The sequence below is a fragment of the Streptomyces sp. ISL-100 genome (assembly GCF_018614615.1).
In the GTDB taxonomy this organism is placed as follows: Bacteria; Actinomycetota; Actinomycetes; order Streptomycetales; family Streptomycetaceae; genus Streptomyces.
Window position 1 is genome coordinate 18,250 of record NZ_JAGGOK010000086.1, and the last position, 21,551, is coordinate 39,800.

Below are 21,551 nucleotides of genomic sequence, written 5' to 3' on the forward strand. Positions count from 1 at the left end.
ATCACTCCCGTCCCAACGGGCACGCCTACTTCAGAGAGGAAGACACCGGGCGGGCCCTGCACTGTGGGGAGCCTGTTTACCCGGACCTGCTCCAACTCGTGGTGAGCATCGATGAGTCCGGCATGCGGGAAGCGCGGCCGTTCGCCTTCCTGGAGGGCGGCTTCACCGAACTGGCCCATCTCACCCCGCACCCCCATTCACTTCCACCCGGTCGACGAGCTGAAAGCGAGAGATCATCATGGCGACGGTAGCTCTGGTGAAGACCCTGGCGCATACGGCAGGCGTGGACGCGTCACTGAACGCGAGCGGCGAGACGGTGGGCGTCGACGTACGGACCCTGCCCGCCGCGGAGGCCTTCCAGAACCCCGACCTGATCCGGACGGCCACCAATCTGTTGCCGCCCGACATCACGGACGTACATGTCGTCGACATCGTGGGGCTCGACATCCAGGCCGACGGCGGGACCCACGTCGGCTCCACCAAGCAGATCGGCCGTCTGCGGGTGAAGAAGTGAGAGAGCAAGGGAACGGGCAAGCGTCGCATCCGCATCGAACTGCCCGACGACGGGGAGGGACGCCGATGACGTCGACCACGGTCGCCCGTCCCACCCAGTCTCTGTCCCCCGACCGCCCGTTGCTCGCGACGGTCGGCGCGGACCTGCGGGTTCCCCTCGTGTCGGGCACGGACGTCGGATACGTCAACCTGGACCACGCCGCGAGCAGTCCCGCCTTGCGTGCGGTGGCCGAGCATCTCACGACGGTCCTGCCGTACTACGCGAGCGTGCACCGGGGGGCCGGCTACCCGTCCTCGGTGACCTCGGGGCTTTACGAGCAGGCCCGCGTGATCGTTTCCGGGTTCGCCGACGCGCGCGCCACGGACACGGCCGTCTTCACCCGCAATACCACCGACGCGCTGAACCTGCTGGCCCACTGCCTGCCCCGGGGGGCCCGTGTGGTGTCCCTGGAGACCGAGCACCACGCCAACCTGCTTCCGTGGGCGTCGTGCGACCACAGGCTCGTCCGCGCCGCCCCGACGTGGGCGGAGACGCTCGGGCTGCTCGAGCGGGAACTGACGGCGGCACCGGTCCACCTTCTCGCGATCACCGGCGTGTCCAACGTCACGGGCGAAGTGGTCCCCGTCGCCGAGGTCGTGCGGCTCGCGCATCGCCACGGCGCCAGGGTGGTCGTCGACGGGGCCCAGCTCGTGCCCCACCGCCGATTCAGCCTGGCCTCGTCAGGCGCGGACTACGTGGCCTTCTCGGGGCACAAGCTGTACGCCCCGTACGGCTCCGGCGTGCTGATCGGTCCTCGCGACTGGCTGGACGCCGCCACTCCCTACCTGCGCGGCGGCGGCGCGGTGCGCGAAGTGGACGTCGAGCACACCAGCTGGGCCGCCGCACCCGAACGGCACGAGGCGGGCACCCCGAACGTGCTGGGCGGCGCGGCACTCGCCCGCGCCTGCGAGGTGCTCGGTGAGCTCGACCCCGAGCACTGGGCGAGCCACGAACGGGCCCTGCGCGAGCGGCTGGAGAGCGGCCTGCGAGCGATACCCGGCGTGCGCACCCTCCGCATCTGGCCGGACGTGCGGGACGCCGTGGGAATCGTGGCGTTCGTCGTGGCGGGGACCGATCCCGGCCTGGCGGCCGCGTACTTGGCGGCCGAGCACGGCATCGGCGTACGCAGCGGAAGGTTCTGCGCCCATCCGCTCCTGGCACGGCTCGGCGCCCCGCCCGGCGGCGCGCTGCGGGCGAGCTTCGGCGTTCCGTCGACCCTCGCGGACGTCGACCGACTCCTCGACGCCCTGAGCGGCCTGGTGACGCACGGGCCGAAGTGGACCTACGAGACCGTCTCCGGGCGCTGGACGCCCGTGCCCGACCCGCGTCCGGTGCCGCAGTGGGCTGGCCGGGCCACAGCCGTCTCGCCCTGCGAGGCGGACCGACCGGGAGGGAAGAACTGATGTCGCTGCCACCACTTGTGGAGCTGGCTGCCGAGCTCAGAACCCGTCCTTGAGCCGGAGATGGACCGGCGCCCTGGCAACCGACAACTGCCGACAGGGGAAGAGCCGCTGCGCGCTGACGTGCCAAAGCCGCACCCAATTGGGCTGCCGGAGCCTCCAGTCGCCCCGGCTCGCCACTAGCGTCCCCATGGTGTTGACGGGCACAGCGGCAGTACGTTCTGCGCGCCGTGCCGTCTCTCAGGGAGATGTGGTGGCTGATCTTTCGCAGTTCGTGAAGGCATACGACGTAGGTGGAGTGGTTCCCGATCAGTGGGACGAGTCGCTTGCAGAGCTGTTCGGCGCTGCCTTTGTCCAGGTCACAGGCGCTGAGGCGATCGTGATCGGGCATGACATGCGGCAGCAGCGTCCTCGCTCCAATGCCCGCCGCCACACCGACCAAGGAGCCCCGCCGATGTCCGCCTCCCGCTACCTGTTTGGCCGGCTCGCCGCCGATGCGATGCTGCAGTCGATCACACAGGAAGGCCGGGACGGGCTCGCCAATCTGGTCGAGGCCCCGCAACAGACGGTCCTGGCCCTCGACTTCGACGGCACCCTCGCCGACATCGTCGACGATCCGGCTTCCCCGCCTGCTGACACAGTACGGCGCTGACGCGGGGGGGCGCGTCGAGGACAAGGGGGCGGCCCTCGCGGTGCACACCCGCCGGGCCGCTCATCCCCAGGCCGCCTTCCACCGGCTACGGCCCGCACTGCTGCAACTGGCCAGGCAGTACGGCCTCAAAGCCGAGCCAGGCCGCCTCGTGATCGAACTTCGCGCCGCGGGCCAGGACAAGGGCGGCGCCTTGACCAGCTTCCTGACCCAGCGCCAGGCCCGCACCGTGCTCTACGCCGGCGACGATCTGGCCGACATTCCCGCCTTCGACGCTGTTGCCCGACACCGTAGCGCCGGCGGCAGCGGAACCCTCCTCTACAGCGCGCCGACCAGCGCCAACGAGGCCGTCCCGGACCTGGCCCGCCGCGCGGACCTGACCGTGGACGGACCGCACTGCATCACCCAGCTGCTGCTGCTCGCCGAGGCGTTGGACACCCCAGCGAACAGCACAGCCGCACCTCACAACCGCAGGGCATCCACCTGAGCCGCGAACCACTTCTGCGGCGCCATCGCCGCAGCCGCCGCGGCCATCCGCTTACTGCGGCCAGCCCGTTCCTCATACGGCATACGTAGCGCCGCATCCGGCCCCACGGACGGCGCTTCCACCCGAAAAGTGGACACGGTTTCATGTGATTATGCGGCAAGTGTCATGCTAGAAGACTCCTGAAGATCTTGCTCGGACCGCCCGACTCACCCCGGATTGCCGGTAAATGTCAATCGGGCTGAACCGGTGCAAGCCGGGCGCGATTTCAAGATCTTCATCGGCCTTCTAGCCGACTACTCGTAGGCGATGTGGGCTGAGCTGGCCGTTCGCCGAGTGGTGCCGCCAGGTGTTGTAGCGGACGAGCCAGCGGATGTGGGTCGACATCACCGAACCGGCGGAAGACGCAGGTCAACGACTTTTCACGGCCTGCAGGGCGGGTTCGTCATGGCCGATTCCGGCCGCGACCTGCGCGGCCGTGTCCAGTGCGAGGTTCTCTTCGACTCCCTTTCGGATCCAGGTCAGCGCAGGCGTGGTCATGGCCGTGGTGACCAGGGCCATCAGCACGAGGATGGTGAACAGCTCAGAGCCGATGACGCCCAGGCCGAACCCGATGTTCAGCACGATCAGCTCAGTCAGGCCCCGGCAGTTCATGAGCACGCCGAGCGACATGGCGTCCCGCCAGCCACGGCCCGAGAGCCTGGCCGCGATCGAGCCGCCGCCCCACTTGCCCACCACCGCCACCGCGAGCACGGCGGCTGCCCACAGCCACTGGGTGCCACTGCCGCCCAGCAGCCCGACATCGGTCTTCAGCCCCATGCTGACAAAGAACAGCGGCAGCAGCACCGGCACCGTGAAGGCGCGCATCCCGGCCGCGGTGGCTTCGATCCGCTGGCTGCCACGCGGAGTGACTACACCGAACAGGAACGCGCCGAACAGCGCGTGCACCCCGATCCGATCGGTGGCGTACGCGGCCAGACTCAGCCCGCTGAACAGCACGACGAGCACGACGCCGTCGGCGTACCGCCGCTCGGCGCGCGCAGCCCACTTGGCCAGCAGCGGTCGCACGACAAGGAACATGGCCGCCGTGAAAGCTAGCGCGTCCAGCGCCGTGGTGACGGCCTCCATCGGCGAGTTACTGTTCGTCACCGCCACCACGGCCGCCAGCAGACACCAGGCGCTCACGTCGTCCACGGCCGCACTGGCCATGGCGAGTGCGCCCACTCTGGTTCGATACAGGCCGCGGTCGGTCAGGATGCGGGCCAGCACCGGGAACGCGGTGATGCTCATCGAAACCGCGATGAACAGCACGAACGGCAGCTTCTCGACGCCCTTGGGGGCGAATCCTCCGTACATGCCTAGCGCCAGCAGGGTGCCCAGCACCAGCGGTACGACGATGCCGGCCTGGGAGACGGCCACGGCAGTCCTGCTGTTTCCGCGCAATGACTTGAGGTCGAGTTCCAGACCGACGAGGAACATGAAGACGAGCAGCCCGATGTTGCCCAGCACACCGATGAACGGCAGGGCGGACTGTGGGAAGAGCCAGGCCTGCGCACCAGGCCAAAGCCAGCCCAGCAGCGAAGGGCCGAGCAGGATGCCTATGAGGATCTCGCCAACGACCGGTGGCTGACCTAGCCGTTTCAGGAGCTGGGCCCCGGCCCGGCAGGCAAGAATCACCACTGGCAGGGAGACCAGGAGGTTGGGAAGGGGATCGGGGGCAGCAGCTGCCATGGCGTTCTCCTGGACGAGGGGTCGGGAACCAGCGCCCCCGACAAAGGGGCGGGGAACTGATCGACCAGCCACGACGGACCCGCGGACGGTAGACGACCAACCGCGGCACTTTCTGCGAAGCGCTCGGAGGGATGCCGCGCGGGGTCGTCGGCCGACTGCGGGATCGTCGTGGCTGGTCACGCCCAGCAGACCGGTGGCGCCGCTGACGCGGGCGGTGCGGACAGTCTCGGCGACGAACGCGGCCGCGCCGCGCGCGGAGTTGGACGGGCCCTTGCGCAGTCTGGTGGCGGCGATGACCGGCGTGGAGACGATCCCGAGCAGCGCGTTCAGTCCCCTTGACCTTGCTGTATCCGTAGCCCGCGCCCTGTCTGGCGTAGTCGTAGGTGCGGCGGATCGTGTCGTCGATGTCCACATAGGCGACCGTCTTCGCGCCGGGCAGCAACGGGGTGTGCGCGGCCAAGGCGGGCAGGAACCGGCGGGCCATGGCGTGCAGTTGCCTCACATGCCCATGGGTGAAGGACCGCAGGAACGAGCCCAGCGTGGACGGCGCCCGCCCCCCGGCGAACAAGCGGGACAACCCGCCGTGCCGCAACCGGTTGATGTCATCGATGCTGTCCGCGCCCGCGATCATGCCGCCGACCAGGCTCATCAGCTTCGCTGCCGGGAAGGCCCCGGTGCCGTCCTTCGAGACCGGCAGGTGCAGGTGCTCGTCGGCCAGCACGGGCAGTTGGAGGCACTTCGGCGCTTCCACCCAACGGCCATAGCACTAGCTGATCTTCATCTGGGCCATCATGCCCATCGCCGAGTGGTCCAGCATGTGACAGTGGTAGACGTAGACGCCGCGGTAGCTGTTGAAGTGCAGCTTGATCCGGACCGTATCACCGGGAGCCATCCGAATCGTGTCCTTGAGACCGGCCTCCTCCGGGCCAGGCTCTCCGCCGTTACGCTCGATGACCCGGAACTGCACCAGATGCACATGGAAGTTGTGCGGCACAAACTCGCTGGGATTAGTGATCGTCCAGATCTCGGCGGTGTCTTGCTGAACGTTGATGTCAATGCGATTCGGGTCGTAGACCTTGCCGTTGATGGTGGCTACCCAGGACGAGTCGCTTGCCTGCGACATGTTCAGCTCCATGGAGCGTTCCTGAGAAGCTTCCGGCTGCGCGGGCAGGGTCCGCAGGATGGCGGGAACTGAACTCGGATCATGCACCTTGCGGACCACATCCAACCGAAGCACCGGGCGCACCTCCTCCGAGTCTCCGGCGGGCCCAACAGTGTTCTGCAGGACGAGCTGGGTCCCGACCGGGTAGCGGGAGAAGTCGATGACGACATCGGCACGCTCTCCGGGAGAGAGCCAGAGGGTGTCGGTGTCATAGGGGCGCGGGAGCAAGCCGCCGTCGGATCCGATCTGAGTGATCGGGGAACTGTCGGCGAGGCGGAGCCGTAGGTGGCGGAGGTTCGAGGAGTTCAGGAGCCGGAAGCGGTACTTGCGCGCAGCGACCTCGAAGTAGGGGGCGGGCTTGCCGTTGGTGAGGAGTGTGGGACGCCCGAATATCTCGTCCATGACGTAGACGAGTTGACCGGACTCGTCGAAGTGAGCATCGCGCAACGCGATGGGGACGTCATACGAGCCAGCGGGCAGCGGAAGCGCCAACTCATCGGCGTCGGTGAGCAGGTAGGAGCCGGATAGGCCCCGGTAGACATGCTCCGACTCACTGTGATGGGCGTGGTCGTGGTACCAGAGTGAGGCGTGAGGCTGCCGATTGGGGTAGGTGTAGGTGCGGGTCTTACCCGGCTCGAACGTATCCATCGGCGCGCCGTCGTCGGCAGCCGCGACAGAACCCCCGTGCAGGTGCACCGAGAGGGGATCCTGCAGCAGATTGCGGTAGGTGACTGAGACCGGCCGGCCAGACCGGGCCTTGATGGTGGGCCCGGGAAAGCTCCCGTTGAAGGTAAGGACATCCGTGACCGCCCCGGGAAGTATCCCTGCGCGGGCGCTTCGGACGGGTACGACATATCTGTCAACACCGCCTGACACGGATACCGGGGTGAGAACCGGCAGCACAGGAAGCTTAGTACGGAACGGCTCCGGTTCCGCCAGTGCACTGGCCCCGCTCTCCGCAGGCTTTGCCATGACCAGAGGAGCAAGCGCGACGCCGGTGAAAGCGCCGGACAGAGTGGTGGCCGCACCGACTCTGAGTAGGCCACGTCGAGTGAGCATGAATTCCTCCTGACAACACAGTTGTGCGCGTCATTACATAGGACACCGTTACGCGAGTCAACCTTCCATTACATCCAACTCTGTTCCAGACAAGAGAGGCCCATGGGGCGGCATACGGTGGCGGACGTCCCGTCAGCTCCTGAGGTTGCCGGTCACCGTGCCGCAGGGTGCCCCGCTTGCCTGTCAAGCGCCTGTCAATCGAACGTCAATGCTTGTGTACGTCCCCTGACTGTCGGCTAGGGTGCCGTGATCGATACAGCCCACTGCCAGGGGAGAGGCATGGAAGAGCACTCTGTACGGTTAGGCACGGCCGGGTGGATCGAGGTGACGGGCGCCCGCACACACAATCTGCGCAGCGTGGACGTACGGATCCCCCGCGGAGCGGTGGTGGCGTTCGTGGGGGTCTCCGGCAGTGGAAAGACCTCGTTGGCCATCGACACACTGCACGCCGAGGCCCAACTGCGCTACCTGGAAGGGCTGGCGCCGTTCGTGCGGCAGTACGTCACTCCAAAGGACCGGCCCCAGGTGGACCGGATCACCGGTCTGGGCGCCACCCTGGCCGTGGACCAGCGGCACCTCAACCACAACGCCCGGTCCACCCTGGCCACGCTCACCGGCGTGGATGCCTACCTGAGCCTGCTCTACTCCCGGGTGCCCGCGCTGGCCCGCGATGGCGCCATCGAGCTGTCCTCCGCCCATTTCGACCGTTACAGCACCGAGGGCAGCTGCACGGTGTGCCGGGGCGCGGGAGCCACACTGCACGCCGATCCCGATCGGATCATCACCGACCACGACCTGCCGCTCACGAGGGGCGCCTCTCCGTGGTTCGACCGCTTCCGTTCCGGCGAGCAGGCGGCTGTCCCGTTCCTCTTTGAACGCCACGGTGCCGACCCCGAAACACCGTGGCGGGATCTACCCGAGGGGCTGAAGCACGCCCTGTTGTATGGCACCGGCGACGAGTCGGTGGCGGTAAGCATCGACCTGCCGAACAAGAACTCCGACGCGGAGCTCACCTACCGCTACAACAAGCCCGTGCGCGGCGCGGTGGCCGAGGTGGAACGGCTGTTCTCGGCGGCTGGCACCGAGAACGCCAAGAAGCGCTACCTGCCGTACATGCGGATGGTCGACTGCACTGAGTGCGAGGCGAGCGGTTACGGCGTGCACAGCCGCACCCAGCGCCTGGGGGCGATGACCTACTCCGAGGTGGTCCTCGCGCCGGTGCGCGAGGCATGCCGCTGGCTGGAGGGGGTGCCGGACGGCCTGGAGGGTGCACAGTTGGAAGTGGCACAGTCCCTGCTGCCGGAGCTGTCCGGGCGGCTGAAGCTGCTGTCCCGGCTGGGACTGGGACACGTGCAGTTGTCCCGTTCGGCCCCGACTATGTCCGGTGGGGAGATGCAGCGGGCGCGCGTGGTCGGTCAGCTGGCCAGCGGCCTCACCGGGATCGTGTATGTCCTGGACGAGCCGTCCTGCGGCCTGCACCCTGCCGACAAGGAGCAACTAGCGGACATCGTGCGGGGGCTACGGGACGCCGGGAACACCGTCCTTCTCGTCGAGCACGACACCGGGCTGATCGCCGGCGCGGACTGGGTCGTGGAGATCGGGCCGGGCGCGGGCGAGCACGGTGGCCGGCTGGTGGCCTCGGGGCCGCCGGCCGACCTTCTAGGCAATCCGGAGTCCCGTACCGCGCCGTATCTGGCGGCCTCCGGCCCCCGGGTGGTCCGGCGGCGCCGGACCACCGGGACGGACCGCCTGGAGCTGCACGGCGTCCACAGCCACAATGTCCGGATCCCGCAACTTGATCTGCCGCTGGGCGTGCTCAACTGTCTCACGGGGGTGAGCGGCAGCGGCAAGAGCAGCCTGCTGCACAACTGCATCTCGGCCGCGGTCGGCGCCGCCGTCGAGGGCAGCCGGGTGGACACCGTCGACAAGGTCGTCGGTGCGGACGCCTTCGGCTGGGTGAGCCTGGTGGACCAAGAGCCCATCGGACGTACCCCGCGGTCGAACCCGGCCACCTACTCCAAGGCCTTCGAGCACATCAGGTCGCTCTTCGCCGGCACCGAGGCCGCCCGGCGCAAGGGACTGAGCCCCTCTGCCTTCTCGTTCAACTCCGGCGGTGGGCGGTGCGAGACCTGCGCGGGCTACGGCCGGCGCTCGGTGGACATGCACTTCCTGCCGGACGTCACGGTCACCTGCGAGGGGTGCGAGGGCCGCAGGTTCGGCCCGGAGGTACTCTCGGTACGGCACCAGGGACTCGCGGTGGACGAGGTGCTGGCCCTGACCGTCGACGAGGCGGCGGAGGTATTCACCGAGCCCGCGGCGCTGGCGGGCATCCTCGGTACGCTGCAGCGCGTCGGACTGGGCTATCTACAACTGGGGCAGAGCTCGACCGAGCTCTCCGGCGGCGAGGCGCAGCGGCTGAAACTGGCCGCGACGATCACCCGCGGGGCACGGGGCCGGCGATCCGGCTTGGTGCTGCTGGACGAGCCGGTCACCGGCCTGCACCCGGCCGATGTACAGCGCCTGGTGGACACGTTCGACGCCCTCCTCGTCGAGGGGAACACCGTGGTCATCGCGGAGCACGACCTGCACGTGGCCGCTGCCGCGGACTGGATCGTCGATCTGGGGCCGGGCAGCGGCGAGGCGGGCGGGCTGGTCTGCGGCGAGGGCACGCCGGAGGCGGTGGCGGCCACCGACGGACCGACTGCCCGGTACCTGCGGCAGATCATCGGCACCGACCGGCGCAGCGGCTGAACCGAACGGCACACGTCGGGCCTGGCAAGAGGCCGGGCCCGACGTTCTGTGCGCGCAGCGCGCTCAGCTCTTGCGTGGTGTCAGTTTCGCCATCGGGAACTTCCGCTCCGTGCGAGCCTGGTAGTCCGAGAAGAAGGAGGCCAGCGAGGTCGCCTTCGCCCACAGTTCGGGGTGCTCCTCGTCGGTCGCGATCTCGACGTCGGCCTCGTAGAGCTCGTTGCCGACCTCCACGATGACGGTCTTCGCCTCCCGGAGGTTGCGGAACCACAGCGGCTCCTGTGGCGCTCCGCCGAGCGAGCCCGTGACCACGTAGGCCCCGTTGTGGGTGAAGTAGACCAGCGGCTTGGTGCGCGGTTGGCCGGTGCGGCGGCCCTTCACCGTCATCAGGAGCACCGGCATTCCCAGCATCTTGTTCCACACGCGCCCCTTGGTGGCTCGGTAGACCTTGATGTTGGTCTTGCTGATGGTCCGTGTGAAAGCCTTCTCCAGTGCGTTCGGCACCGTCACTCTCCTTGTCGCTGCGGGATCGCGGGATGGCTCCAGGGCGCGGTCAGGCCACGGGGTCGCCCAGCCAACGGCCCACCTCTGCCCGGAAGGCAGGCTGATCGGGGTGGTCGGACGCCCAGCCGACGTGACCGTCGGGACGGACCAGGAGCGCCTCGGGGAGCCGGCCGGACGCTCGGCGTACGTGCGCCGCGGTGAGGTGCTCCGGCCAGAGCCGCTCGGCGGCGCGGGCCAGCTCGCCCGCGGGCGAGCTGTCGAGGAAGACCGCCTTCCCGCTGTTCAGCAGCGGGAACAGCGACTCCTCGGCACCCGAGGCGAGGGTCAGTGTGGTGTCGGGTACCCGGCGGCCGGTCATCCGGTGGGCGCCCTTGCCGTAGCGCGTCTTGGTGCCGGCCATCTCGGTGATCACGCTCCGCTGGAGGGCGGGGACGTGGAGCAACTGTTTGACCGTCCAGCGCGCCCCCCGCAGCAGCGGACCGCGCGCGGTGTTGAACCGGAACACGCTCTCGGTCTGCCGGAGGATCCTCGCGGCCAGTGGCCGCAGCTCCGCCTCGTAGCTGTCCAGCAGGTCCGCGGGCGCCCAGCCCTGCACGGTCGCGGCGAGCTTCCAGCCCAGGTTGACCGTGTCCTGGATGCCGAGGTTCAGCCCCTGGCCGCCGGCGGGGGTGTGGGCGTGCGCGGCGTCACCGGCGAGCAGCACCCTGCCCACCTGGTAGCGCTCGGCGAGCCGCTGCTCGCTCCGGAAGCGGCTGAGCCACCGCGGGCTGTGGATGCCAAGGTCTACTTCGAGGATGTCAGCTGCGCTGCTGCGTATCTCCTCCAACGTGACCGGTTCGCCGACCGGCACCTGCATGCGTCGGTGATCCTGGATCATGAGCCGGAAATGCCCGTCGGGGAATGGCATCACGGCCACCATGCCGCGGTCGGTGTGCCGGGCGAAGACCTGCTCGTCCTCGGGAACGTGTTTCAGCTGGACGTCGGCGAGGATGGCGGAGAACTCGGACGGCATGCCCGGGAAGGAAATCCCGAGCAGACTGCGCACCGTGCTCCGGATGCCATCGCAGCCGACCACGTAAGACGCCCGCTCGGTGTGCTCGCCCTCCGGGCCCCTGACCGTGACGGTGACACCGTCGGCGTCCTGCTCCAGGCCGGTCACCTCGGTGCCGCGTTCAATGACCGCGCCGCGCTTGAGGGCCCAGGCCTCGAGGACCTCTTCGGTCTGCACCTGGGGGAGGATCAGGTTGTAGGCGTGCCGACTGTCGATGTACCGCCTCATGTCGATGCCGCGGCCCTTGGAACCCAGGGAGACCACCGGTGACTCGAGCCCGCGGGTGAGGAACTCCTCCACCTCGCCGCGCATTTCCATGATCTCCAGACAGCGCGGCGTGAGCGCGAAGGCGCGCGAGTGCGGGTAGCGCTCGGAACGCCGTTCCAGGACCCGGCACGGCACCCCGGCCAGCCCCAGCTCGGCCGCGAGGGTCAGCCCGGCAGGTCCGGCGCCGACGATGAGGACCGTCACGATGTCTCCTTTGGCGGTGCTGTCCGAGCCCCGAATGCGATACGTTCCGCCCAGGTCGTGGGGTACGGCCGGGCCGCGGACTCAGGTCGCGCCAGCAGGCGGACGAAGCCGCCTTCCTCCCGGGTGACCCGCAGCGGGTGCAACCCGCCGGCCCAGGCGAGACGGGCGAAATCGGTCGGGGAGTGATGCCGGACCATCCGGCCGGTCAGGCGCAGCAGTGCGCCCATCAACAGCCCCGGCGGGGCGTGTTCGACCACGACGACCAGTCCGCCGGGACGGGCCACCCGGGCCGCTTCGCGCAGTGCCGCCCGGTGATCGGACCAGTGGTTGAAGGACGTGGTGCTCAGTACCAGGTCGACGCTCGCGTCGGGCACCGGCAGCCGCTCCGCGGTGGCGACCGCCAGCTCGGCCTGCGGCAGCCGACGGCCAGCCACGTCGATCATGCGCTGCGCCGGGTCGACCCCCCGCAACCGGGCCTGCGGCCAGCGCTGCGCCACCAGGTCGAGCAGCACTCCGGTGCCGCAGCCGATGTCGAGCACGGACCGCGGCACGGTCCCGTGCGCGGCCACCGCGGCGAGAGCCAGTCGGTGCGCGACTCCGCAGGTCGCGCCATGCTGCTGGTCGTAGGTGTCCGCGGCCTTATTGAAGGCCGCCACGAATCCGGGATCCTTCATACCAGGTCGACCGCCTCTCGTACGGAGCCGGTCACCGCGGCCAGCTGCCGGTCCCGGCCGGGTGCGGCGACGGTGACCGGAAGGCCGTGGTCGGGCACCAAGGAAATCTTGATCTTTCGGTCGATCCGGGTGCCGTCCACCACCGGCAGCCGGAAGCGCTGCAGGAGGATGCTGAGCACGATCTTCATCTCGAGGAGCGCGAAGGCGCGTCCCAGGCAGCTGTGCGGGCCGGCGCCAAACGGGAGATAGCCGTACGAGTCCAGGGAGGCCCCGGTCCAGCGGTCGGGGCGGAAGTCGAGCGGGTCGGTGAAAACCTCGGGCAGCCGGTGCGAGACGTAGGAACTAAAGAACAGGGTGGTGTCCCGGGGGATCCCGTACGGGCCGAGTGTGCAGTCCTCGGCCGCGTAGCGCAGGCCCATCGAAGCGGGTGGGAAGAGCCGCAGGGTCTCCTTCAGCACCCGGTCGAGCAGCGGGAGCCGGTCGAAGTCGGCGGCCTCAGCGGGGGCGCCTCCCAGCTCGGCCTCCAGCTCGTCGCACAGGTCGTTGCGCACCTGCGGGTGCTGGTCGAGCATCAGCAGGGTCCAAGTCAGGGCAGAGGCACTGCTGTCGTGGCAGAACGAGGTGTAGGCCTCGCCGACCAGCTCGTCCTCGGTGAGTCCCTGGCCCTGGTCGTCCCGGGCGGCGATCAGCATCGAGATGATGTCCTCGCCCGGGTTCTCCCGCTTGGCCACGATGATCTCCCGAATCGCCGAGTCGAGCTGGTCGGCCGCGCGCAGCGTCCGGCGGTAGGACATGCCGGGCACGTCCAGCGGCAGCAGCAGCGTGGTGGGGGCGGTGGCCGAGGCGAGCAGCCGCTCCATCAGCCCGTTGAGCCGGTCGACGTCATCGGTCTCCGCGACGTCGAAGAGGGTCCGCATGCCGATGCGGAGCATCAGCCGGGAGAGATCGTGATCGATCCGCCGGACCTCGCCGACCTGGAACCGGTCCAGCTCCTCCTCGGTGACCTCCACGATCGCCTTGTGATGCTGCGCCACCGCCCGGGAGTGGAAGGCGGGTTGCATCAGTCCCCGGTGCCGGCGGTGCGGGTCGCCGTTCAGCTTGAGCAGACCCTGAGTGAGCCGGGCCATCCCCGAGCGCGGTGGCATCCGCAGTTCCCGGAAGGCGTCGGCGATGAAGCTCTGCGGCCGCCCGAACATCTCGCGCTGGTACTTCGGACCGAAGACGAAGACGTGCTTCGGAGCGCGCGGCGTCGTGGTGCTGATCTCGCCGTACCGCTGATGCATGGACGTGAAGAAGGCCAGGGGGTCGGCAAGCATCTTCAGCGCGCGCAACTGCCAGCCGAGAACCGGCAACTGCGCCGGCCCCGGCAGACGGGGAGCCGTGATTCGCCTGGGCACGGGGGACCTCCCAATATGTAAATCATCCTGTCAAAGGTGCAGAGTAGTTCATGACAAAGTGAATGACAATGCTTGTAATACTTGTTCGACTAGTGTCAACTGTCTCCTGGAGCGGTCGATCCCCCCGTGGCCGCGTGAAAACGCCACCGGACCCGCCGCGGGTGAGCGGCGGGTCCGGTGGCGTACTGCGAGCGTGCCTGGGAGTTCAGTCCTTGTACAGCTCCGCGGTGAAGTTCTCCCAGTGCGGCTGCCGGCCGTCGCGATCAGTGAAGCCGTAGCGCTCCATCAGATGCCAGGAGGCCATGGTGCGCCCGGCGAGCTTGGCGACGTCCGGGTCAGCGGCGAGCGCCGCCACCGCACGGCCGACGTAGTGCGGGGTCTCGGAGCCACCAAAATGACGGTCCTTCACGATGCCGTCCCGCCACGTCTCCTCGGTGACGCCGAAGCCTTCGAGCATCGCCTCGGAGCGCAGGAATCCCGGCGTCACCGCCAGCGCGGTCACCCCGTGCGGCCTGAGCTCCTCGGACATCCCGAGGGCCAGCCGGATCACCGAGGCCTTGGCCAGGTCGTAGAAGAGGTTACCGCGGTAGTCCGGCTTGTACCCGTCGGTGATCTCGACAATCAGTCCAGCCTTCCGGGCCACCAAGAGGGGGGCGCCGTAGCGTGAGGTGATGAGGTGCGAGTGCACGGCCCGCTCTTGCATGAGCAGGCCCTTGGCCAGATCATGCTTCCAGAACGGCGTCTGCCAGGAGGTGAGTTCGTCACCACCCCAGACGTCGTTGACCAGGATGTCGAGCTGACCGTCCTGCTCCACGGTGATCCGTGCGAAAAGCGCCTCGACCTGTTCGGGCACCGTGTGGTCGACCCGGACGGGGATACCAATGCCGCCCTCCTCGCCGACCAGTTCCGCCGTCTCCTCGATCGTTTCGGGACGGTTCCCGGTCGCCGGACGGCCGGCGACGCTTCGGCCGGTGCAGTAGACCGTGGCCCCTTGGGCGCCCAGTTCCCGGGCGATGCCCCGGCCGGCCCCTCGGGTGGCACCCGCCACGACCGCTACCCGCCCCTGCAATGCGTTGGACAACGACTCTCCCCTGTCGGAACTGTGAGATTGGTCGGTCATTCAGCCCGGACCGGCGCGGCACCGGGTGGGACACCCTGCGACAGCGCGTCCGGGCCCGTGACCACCGTAGTGGCACCGGCGGGGCCCGACCCGCCCGTCCGGACCAACCCCAGCCTTTCGGGGGGAGTGTGCCACCTGTGGGGAACGCCCGGGCCGCTCCCGCGAAGGGGGATGCGGAGGGCGACCGGGCGAAGGTGTTCTTGGAGCCTACTTCTTCGTCGTCATGTCGTAGATCCTCGACGAGAGAAGCACGTTGGTCATCGCCGAATACGATCTGCACGTGGCCGCCGCCGCGGACTGGGTCATCGACCTCGGTCCGCGGCGGCGGGGATACGAGTGGCTGGCTATACGGGGAGGGCACACCAGAGAGACAGTGGCCGCCACAGACGGGCCGACTGCCCACTATCTCAGCAGGCTGGTTGCGTTCTATCCGTCCTCCGCGTAGAGCCTGCCGGGCGTTGCACCAAGCCCGTCGCGCATCCGCCCTCGTCCAGACGCTGGGCCGCGCGCCATCATGTGTCCTCGCCCAGCCCGACGGTGCCGACCCGCGGTCGGCACCGTGCGACTTCATGAGCAACGGAGGCCGGGCCCTTCGGTTCGGGCCGAACCGATCAACCAGATGCATCGCCTTTGCCAACGATGCCGAGAGTGAGCTGACGGCGGTTCCACATGACGACCGCTGCCAGGATGAGCAGCAACGCTGCTGGTACCGGACTCTGGTCGATCATGAACAAGCAGGTCAGGACTGCGCCCGTCATGACTCCGGTGAGCACCAGTCCACCCAGGGCACTCAGCCGGGGAACGAGCAACAGTACGGCCCCGGCCAGCTCCAGAGAGCCGGTGACGTACCGAAGCCATTGCCCGACATCGACGTCCTGGAAGAGTTTGACCATGTCCTGCGCGCCGACCAACTTAGAAGCCCCCACCATGACGAACAGGACGGCCAGGATGGCCTGAAGGACCCACAGGACGATATTCCGGGCCTTCCCATCCACCTTGGGCACACTCTGCACAGAACGGGACATGTCTTCTCCCTTGACGCGCTTCCGCGGGCAGAAATTATTACGGGTTCGTAGTATCTTAGCAGTCTTGCCTTGTCAGGGAGCCAACTTGAGTCGTGCAGCGATGACGCGGAGCCGTTGGTGGCCGGTGCGGCTCAGGCTGGCGGAGTCGCACCTGAAACGTGGTGTGAGTGGCATGGCGAGCGAGGATCAGCGACCTCCCCGCAGAGCGGACCGGGTGTGCCGGGTGAGTGCGGACCGTCGCCGCGCCGCTGAAGGCCGAGGGGTTCCTGCCGCAGTGCACGTCCACGGTGACCGAGCAAGCCCGCCATCCGAAACGGCCCCGTGAGCACGTCCCCCCAGGGCGCATGGCCCAGCGTCAGCTGTCCGCAGCCAACTCAGCCAGTACTGTGACGACCTTGTCGAACCCGGTAAGGGCAGGGATTCCCGCCTCCTCCAACAAATCATCAACGCCCTCGAACGCCTTTGCGGCATCGGCTGCCGCTTCCACCCCCTGTGTCGTGGGGGTAACGATGAGAGACCGCCTGTCCGCCGGGCTTGGTATCCGCCCCACCAGCCCCTTGTCCTCAAGCCGCTTGATGATGCTGGTGACGGTGGAAGGGCGCACCCAGAGGGCACGCTGGAGAGCGGACATCGGCGCCGGACCCTCGCGGTTCAGGTAAGCGAGGACCATGGCTTCGGCGAGGTTGAGGTTCCAACCCGCAAGTCGGCTCAGGAGCACATGGCCAACGCGGTGACCGGCGAGCACCAGAGCTGCGGCTGTTCCCGGAAGATCGCCCTGGCGAGCACCATCACGGCTCCGCCGTCCTGTGCCATCTCTTTCTGTAGCGGTCATCTCCCACTTCTGCTTTCACGCGGTAGGGCCCCGGTACCCGACAAGCTACTAGCACCTTCCGACGCTCGGTCGACAGAAGTGGTGTCCGCGCCCACGGCGTGGACGGGTGCGGGAGGCGAGACCCCTTCGTCGGGCCTTGTCAAGTTGCGGTTGTGGCTAGTGAGTTGGGGCGTGTTGAGGTTGCGCTCTGGCCTGGTGGGGGCATCTCGCTCGAGGGTGCCGGTGACGGTCGTCCAGATGCGGAAGCGTTCGGTCATCTCAGCGCGGTGGTCACTCGCTGTCATCAGATGGCGTCTCGGTCGGAAGTGGGTGGAGATCCGGGGGAAGGCGGCCAGGAATCTCTGCGCCGCGCCGACCGAGCGGAGACCCTTCATGGCGCGTTCACGTTGCCGGGTTGGCTGGTGGCTGTTCTCGGCCCGGTTGTTCAGGTACTTCGAACTGCGGTGCTCGACCGACGGCATGAGGCGGCGGTGGGTGGCGCCGTAGGAGCGGAGCCTGTCCGTGACGTTCACGCAGGGCACGCACTCGCAGTCCTTGAGGAGCTTGCGGAAGAACCGCCTGGCCGCGGTAGCGTCGCGCTTGTTCTGGACCAGGGTGTCGAGAACATGCCGTCCTGGTCGACCGCCCGCCACAGGTACCACATCCGGCCCTGGATCTTGATGAACACCTCGTCCAGGGGCCATATGTCGCCGGGCTTTGGCTGCTGGCGGGCGCAGCCCCTGGGCGCAGGCGCAACCGAAGACCGCGCACCAGACCCGGATCGACTCGTACGACACGGTAATGCCGCGCTCGAACAAGAGCTCCTCGCCCGCGCGGTACGAGAGCGGAAAACGGTGGTAGAGCCACACAGCGTGACCGATCACCTCCGGCGGAAACCGGTATCCCTTGGACGATGGCGCGTCCACGAATGCCCTCTCCCACGACGGCCTACACCAAGATCATCGCACGCCCCGCGAACAACTTGATAACGCCCTTCATCTTGTTCTTCGCCGGCTCCCGCTTCAACCGCTCATTCTCCTGCCACAGCTTCTCGCTCTCGATCTCGGCCTGCGACTTCTTCGGCCGGGCCAGGCTCTTGCGCTTGTCGGCCAGCTTTTCCAGAGCGCCGACGTCCCGGGCGGCTCGCCATTTCCTGGATGTGGGAGAGGTACAGCCGCTCACGGCGCAGCAGGGCGCCCCGCTCCGGGCCGCGATTCGGCGCGGCATCGTACCCGGCCAAGGGTGCACAGTTTGTACTCGGGCTGTCCGATGCGCTGCCCACGAGCACGGGCTGCGTTTTGTCGACGCTGTCGATGGTGTCTGGTGCGGAAGTTGGGCCTGCTCGGCCAGGGGCCATGTCCCGTGGCGCAGTATGGCGACCTCGTTCGGTTGCGGCACCACCGTGGCCAGCAGAGCCAGCTGGCCACCGGTTTTGAAGGCGCGCCACCAGCGCCCACCGATCGCTCGGACACACGGAACACCTCCGGGGCCTGGCCATACGTCCACACTCGCCGGACTCCAGCGCCGCGCCCGGTTTGTGTCAGCAGACACCGTGTCCCGCGCAGGCCGTGTCGCTTAGGCCGGAGCCGTCGTGCGTGTCGCGTTGCGGCGCTCCATCGTGTCCCATTTTCCTGCAGAACTGCGTGACTGAGCTGAGATCGCGCCATCGGTGCGTCAGCTGGAACGATAAACGATAGGTGAACGTAGGACTTCGGGCACAGGGGGCCCCAATAGTTCGTTTCCGGGCGCGAAGTGCCGAGTACCGTGATGGGGATTTGTGACAGTGACCGAGTTGATCTTGTAGCTCGTGGTTGCATTTAGGCGGTCAGCCAGGCCCGGCCGTCGCCCAACCATGCCCAGATTCGAGGAGACTGTGACTACCCCGGAGAGCTCCGCGCCCTCTGTGCTGCCGGATGTGGCGGCCCTGCGCGCTATCAAGGACCCCGCTCGTCGGTTCCTGGCCGCGAGGGCCGCCGCTGATGCAGCGCGGGAAGTGTTCACCGCCATCGAGGCCCAAGCCGCCGCCGACTTGGTGGCCGCTCACCGCACCATCTCGGCGGCCGCTCGCGAAGTCGGGATGATCCCGCAGGGATTTACCAAGCGTTTGGAGATCCTTGGCCGTCCGGAAGGCCGTGCCACCCACCAGGAGGAGCCTGCCCGCCGCTTCGAGAGCCAGGAGGACGCCGAGGATGCTCTCAGGGACTACGGACTGCTTCTGGAGGAAGTCACGGACGAACTCGGCCCGCTGGTGCTCGGTGCGGAGGCCGCCGGTATACACCGGCACCTGATCTACGAGCACACCCGGACCGGCCCTGACACCCTGGCCTGGTTTCTACCGGCCACCGGGGGCATTGAGGTCGCCGAGCCAGTGGACTTCGACGAACTGGAGACCTTCGCTCGCTGGATCACCGCACGTGCCCGGGCGCTGAAGGAGGCAGCCACGACCTGGTCCGAGAGCTGCGAGGCGCAGATTTGGGATCTGGAGGCCCGGCGGTTCGTCACCAACTGTGCTCCGGCCTCACTCCACACCGCCCCCGACGTCGGGGTGCGCGAGTCTGGCCCGGAGACCCCCGCAGAGGAGTTCGCCACGTACCTTCACGCGGTTGCCGCCGCCTGTTCCGAGGAGAAGAAGCACGACACTCCCGGGGCGCTCGACCAGTTGACCGACCCGGACGCCTGGCTGAGCGTGGAGTGCATCGGGCTCGGCCGTGAGGCTGCCCGGATCCGCGAACGCCTCGCAGCCGACCCCGGTACGGAGCGCGCCAACGGCGAAGTCGCCATCGCGGACGCCTTCGCCGAGTTGGCCAGTGCATTCCGGCAGCTGCGCCGTACCGGTAAGGCTCCCAATACCTGACGGGGGCGATGTCAACTTCGCTCGTCGCCCGGAGCGCGAAGGAAGCCAGCTTCGACGCGGCGTGCTCGATCGACATCGAGCTCCTGCTCGGGCAGAGACTCGCCGCGACGAAGGCCCACCTTTCGACCCGCCCCGAGCTTTCTGCCGCGGCGGCGCTGGAGCGGCTGCGCGAGTTCGAAGGCTCCTCTGTTGAGGAGCACTCCGCCTTCTACGACAGGTACTACGACGGCTACGCGGTCTGAAGCGTCCGTTCAGGCATCCATGGCGAGGCCGGGGCCCGCAACGAGCGGGCGTGGGAGCTCCGTTGCTATCGGAGCACACCAGTCCGCCCCGCCGGTGCTTCCCTTGAGCGCAGCAGCCAAGGCAGGGCCAGCGATCCCATGCTGCCGCTGCCCCCAACGTCATCCCCTGGGCTGCAAAAGCAGCTGGTTTCCATCTGTCGCCGCCAGCCCAACTCCCCCTGCACAGAACCTGACAGCCCTAAAAATGTCGCGCTCCGCCGCGCCCTGGAACGCACGTGACGGGCCTTGCCGGAGGGCTAGGGTGGTGGCTTCCTCGACATCCTCGGAGGTGCCTTCCCGTTCATTTGCTACGCCACCCCGTTACTGAACCGCCACCCGCGTCGGGTTGAACAGCCCGGGTGCGGGCGGCGGCGAGTCAGGGCCGGGCGGCGAGGGCCTCGACCTCGAACAGCACGTCAGGCGCAGCCAGGCTCGCGACACCGATGAGGGTTTGCGTGGGCGGTTTCGTACCCCAGCCCTCCTGCACGGCCCCGGCGATTGGCCCAAGCTTGCTGACGTCATGGTTCACCACATACGTCCTGAGCTGGACAACGTGGCTGAGGTCGAGCCCATGGGCGGCAAGAGCGACGCCGATGTTGCGGAACGTCTGCTTCACCTGCTCGGTGAAGTCGGTCGAGACAACCGCGCCGTCTGGGCCCGATCCGTACTGACCTGCGATAAGCACCAGTTCCGTACCTGCGGGGACAGTGGCGGTGTGGCTGTAGCCGAACAGGACCGGGTCGTGCAAACTGTCCGGATTGACAATGGCGTGTGCCATGTGGATCACCTCTCGTGTGTGATGGGGCTCTGTCTTGCTGGTGAGCCTCCCAACGAATCACGACATCCCGTGTCGTGTATTCCTGTAGAGTTTTCGTATGCGCGCTGACCGGTTGGTATCGCTGATTCTGCTGCTGCGGCAGCACGGTCGGCTGTCCGCGGCCACGCTGGCCCGCGAGCTGGAGGTATCCACCCGCACCGTGCTGCGCGACATCGAAGCCCTATCCGCGGCCGGCGTCCCGGTCTACGCCGAACGCGGTCGGCACGGCGGTTTCGCGTTGCTGCCCGGTTTCCAGACCGAGCTCACCGGACTGAACAACGACGAGGCCCTTGCCCTGCTGGTCGCCGGATCACGGCGCGGCGCGCAGGCATTCGGCCTCGGCTCGGCGCTCGCTTCGGCCATGCGCAAGGTGGTTGACGCGCTACCCGAAAGCTATCGAGCCACCGCGGCCGACGCGGCTCAGCGATTGCTCATCGACCCGGAGACCGACCTCCTCTCGCGTCGGCTGGCTGCTGATGAGGTGCCCGACACCATAGTGGCCGAGGTCCGGCGCGCGGTGTTCGCCGGACACAAGCTGCGCATCCACTACGCGGCTGTGGACCAGACCCCGAAGTGGCGCACGGTGGACCCGATCGGCCTGGTCACCGTACGAGACCAGGGCTACTTGCTGGCCACGAAGTCTGGCGCGGACCGCACCTACCGGCTGTCCCGGGTCTTGGCCGCCGAGGAACTCGCCGAACCGGCACAGCGACCAGACCGGGTCGATCTGGACCGGGCTTGGCAGGAACGCAGCACGCAG

Annotated in this window: 18 protein-coding genes and 2 pseudogenes; 8 read left to right on the forward strand and 12 right to left on the reverse strand. The window is 68.1% G+C overall.

Annotated features, from left to right (window positions below):
- The first annotated feature begins 238 nt into the window (after positions 1 to 238).
- From J7E89_RS33865 to J7E89_RS33880, 4 genes and pseudogenes are all read left to right on the forward strand, one after another.
- The gene (locus J7E89_RS33865; protein WP_214979198.1) at positions 239 to 514 is read left to right on the forward strand and encodes a hypothetical protein; all 276 of its coding nucleotides are present in this window, start codon (positions 239 to 241) and stop codon (positions 512 to 514) included.
- A gap of 65 nt (positions 515 to 579) precedes the next feature.
- Positions 580 to 1,956: an aminotransferase class V-fold PLP-dependent enzyme gene (locus J7E89_RS33870; protein WP_214979200.1), complete on the forward strand. Its 1,377-nt coding sequence runs from the start codon at positions 580 to 582 to the stop codon at positions 1,954 to 1,956.
- 247 nt (positions 1,957 to 2,203) lie between these two features.
- A pseudogene (gene manB, locus J7E89_RS33875) lies at positions 2,204 to 2,360 on the forward strand (phosphomannomutase/phosphoglucomutase); the annotation flags it as partial.
- An 87-nt stretch (positions 2,361 to 2,447) separates the two neighbouring features.
- Positions 2,448 to 3,089, forward strand: coding sequence for a trehalose-phosphatase (locus tag J7E89_RS33880; RefSeq protein ID WP_251061451.1), 642 nt, complete (start codon positions 2,448 to 2,450; stop codon positions 3,087 to 3,089).
- Positions 3,090 to 3,497: 408 nt separating this feature from the next.
- Here the strand turns inward: J7E89_RS33880 and J7E89_RS33885 are convergent, their stop codons facing one another.
- Positions 3,498 to 4,817, reverse strand: a complete 1,320-nt coding sequence (locus tag J7E89_RS33885; RefSeq protein ID WP_214979204.1) for a cation:proton antiporter — start codon at positions 4,815 to 4,817, stop codon at positions 3,498 to 3,500.
- A gap of 766 nt (positions 4,818 to 5,583) precedes the next feature.
- The gene (locus tag J7E89_RS33890; RefSeq protein WP_214979206.1) at positions 5,584 to 7,038 is read right to left on the reverse strand and encodes a multicopper oxidase family protein; all 1,455 of its coding nucleotides are present in this window, start codon (positions 7,036 to 7,038) and stop codon (positions 5,584 to 5,586) included.
- A gap of 279 nt (positions 7,039 to 7,317) precedes the next feature.
- Between J7E89_RS33890 and J7E89_RS33895 the strand changes: the two genes are divergently transcribed.
- A complete protein-coding gene (locus J7E89_RS33895; protein WP_214979208.1) occupies positions 7,318 to 9,789 on the forward strand; it encodes an excinuclease ABC subunit UvrA in 2,472 nt (823 codons plus the stop codon).
- Between the two features lie 63 nt (positions 9,790 to 9,852).
- Here the strand turns inward: J7E89_RS33895 and J7E89_RS33900 are convergent, their stop codons facing one another.
- The 9 genes and pseudogenes from J7E89_RS33900 to J7E89_RS33940 form a co-directional block, all read right to left on the reverse strand.
- The gene (locus J7E89_RS33900) at positions 9,853 to 10,290 is read right to left on the reverse strand and encodes a nitroreductase/quinone reductase family protein (protein WP_214979210.1); all 438 of its coding nucleotides are present in this window, start codon (positions 10,288 to 10,290) and stop codon (positions 9,853 to 9,855) included.
- A gap of 49 nt (positions 10,291 to 10,339) precedes the next feature.
- Positions 10,340 to 11,812, reverse strand: a complete 1,473-nt coding sequence (locus J7E89_RS33905) for an FAD-dependent monooxygenase (RefSeq protein ID WP_214979212.1) — start codon at positions 11,810 to 11,812, stop codon at positions 10,340 to 10,342.
- Entirely contained in the window at positions 11,809 to 12,468 is a 660-nt protein-coding gene (locus tag J7E89_RS33910; RefSeq protein WP_214979214.1) for a class I SAM-dependent methyltransferase, read from the reverse strand. Before J7E89_RS33910 ends, J7E89_RS33905 begins: the two co-directional genes overlap by 4 nt.
- A gap of 14 nt (positions 12,469 to 12,482) precedes the next feature.
- Positions 12,483 to 13,883 carry a cytochrome P450 gene (locus J7E89_RS33915; protein WP_214979216.1) on the reverse strand — a complete coding sequence of 467 codons (1,401 nt, stop codon included), beginning with the start codon at positions 13,881 to 13,883 and terminating at the stop codon, positions 12,483 to 12,485.
- A gap of 205 nt (positions 13,884 to 14,088) precedes the next feature.
- Positions 14,089 to 14,964 carry an SDR family oxidoreductase gene (locus J7E89_RS33920; protein ID WP_251061453.1) on the reverse strand — a complete coding sequence of 292 codons (876 nt, stop codon included), beginning with the start codon at positions 14,962 to 14,964 and terminating at the stop codon, positions 14,089 to 14,091.
- 650 nt (positions 14,965 to 15,614) lie between these two features.
- Positions 15,615 to 16,028 (reverse strand): DoxX family protein, encoded by a 414-nt coding sequence (locus J7E89_RS33925; RefSeq protein ID WP_214979220.1) that lies wholly within the window; start codon positions 16,026 to 16,028, stop codon positions 15,615 to 15,617.
- A gap of 355 nt (positions 16,029 to 16,383) precedes the next feature.
- A complete protein-coding gene (locus tag J7E89_RS33930) occupies positions 16,384 to 16,860 on the reverse strand; it encodes a MarR family transcriptional regulator (RefSeq protein WP_214979222.1) in 477 nt (158 codons plus the stop codon).
- 233 nt (positions 16,861 to 17,093) lie between these two features.
- A pseudogene (locus J7E89_RS33935) lies at positions 17,094 to 17,765 on the reverse strand (IS6 family transposase); the annotation flags it as partial.
- Positions 17,766 to 17,787: 22 nt separating this feature from the next.
- Entirely contained in the window at positions 17,788 to 18,021 is a 234-nt protein-coding gene (locus J7E89_RS33940; protein WP_214979224.1) for a hypothetical protein, read from the reverse strand.
- A gap of 691 nt (positions 18,022 to 18,712) precedes the next feature.
- Between J7E89_RS33940 and J7E89_RS33945 the strand changes: the two genes are divergently transcribed.
- The gene (locus tag J7E89_RS33945; protein WP_214979226.1) at positions 18,713 to 19,693 is read left to right on the forward strand and encodes a hypothetical protein; all 981 of its coding nucleotides are present in this window, start codon (positions 18,713 to 18,715) and stop codon (positions 19,691 to 19,693) included.
- 8 nt (positions 19,694 to 19,701) lie between these two features.
- Positions 19,702 to 19,935: a hypothetical protein gene (locus J7E89_RS33950; RefSeq protein ID WP_214979228.1), complete on the forward strand. Its 234-nt coding sequence runs from the start codon at positions 19,702 to 19,704 to the stop codon at positions 19,933 to 19,935.
- 415 nt (positions 19,936 to 20,350) lie between these two features.
- Here J7E89_RS33950 and J7E89_RS33955 read toward each other — a convergent pair whose 3' ends face one another.
- The gene (locus tag J7E89_RS33955; RefSeq protein ID WP_214979236.1) at positions 20,351 to 20,752 is read right to left on the reverse strand and encodes a RidA family protein; all 402 of its coding nucleotides are present in this window, start codon (positions 20,750 to 20,752) and stop codon (positions 20,351 to 20,353) included.
- Between the two features lie 97 nt (positions 20,753 to 20,849).
- On the opposite strand from J7E89_RS33955, the gene J7E89_RS33960 reads away from it, so the two are divergent.
- Positions 20,850 to 21,551 (forward strand): YafY family protein (locus J7E89_RS33960; protein ID WP_214979230.1); only part of this gene is annotated, 702 nt, incomplete at its 3' end.

Bases quoted from the DNA above. Each gene is read 5' to 3' on its own strand.
- J7E89_RS33870 (WP_214979200.1), top strand. From the start codon at position 580: ATGACGTCGACCACGGTCGCCCGTCCCACCCAGTCTCTGTCCCCCGAC.
- J7E89_RS33930 (WP_214979222.1), bottom strand. From the start codon at position 16,860: ATGACCGCTACAGAAAGAGATGGCACAGGACGGCGGAGCCGTGATGGT.
- J7E89_RS33895 (WP_214979208.1), top strand. From the start codon at position 7,318: ATGGAAGAGCACTCTGTACGGTTAGGCACGGCCGGGTGGATCGAGGTG.
- J7E89_RS33890 (WP_214979206.1), bottom strand. From the start codon at position 7,038: ATGCTCACTCGACGTGGCCTACTCAGAGTCGGTGCGGCCACCACTCTG.
- J7E89_RS33885 (WP_214979204.1), bottom strand. From the start codon at position 4,817: ATGGCAGCTGCTGCCCCCGATCCCCTTCCCAACCTCCTGGTCTCCCTG.
- J7E89_RS33865 (WP_214979198.1), top strand. From the start codon at position 239: ATGGCGACGGTAGCTCTGGTGAAGACCCTGGCGCATACGGCAGGCGTG.
- J7E89_RS33955 (WP_214979236.1), bottom strand. From the start codon at position 20,752: ATGGCACACGCCATTGTCAATCCGGACAGTTTGCACGACCCGGTCCTG.
- J7E89_RS33880 (WP_251061451.1), top strand. From the start codon at position 2,448: ATGCGATGCTGCAGTCGATCACACAGGAAGGCCGGGACGGGCTCGCCA.
- J7E89_RS33925 (WP_214979220.1), bottom strand. From the start codon at position 16,028: ATGTCCCGTTCTGTGCAGAGTGTGCCCAAGGTGGATGGGAAGGCCCGG.
- J7E89_RS33950 (WP_214979228.1), top strand. From the start codon at position 19,702: ATGTCAACTTCGCTCGTCGCCCGGAGCGCGAAGGAAGCCAGCTTCGAC.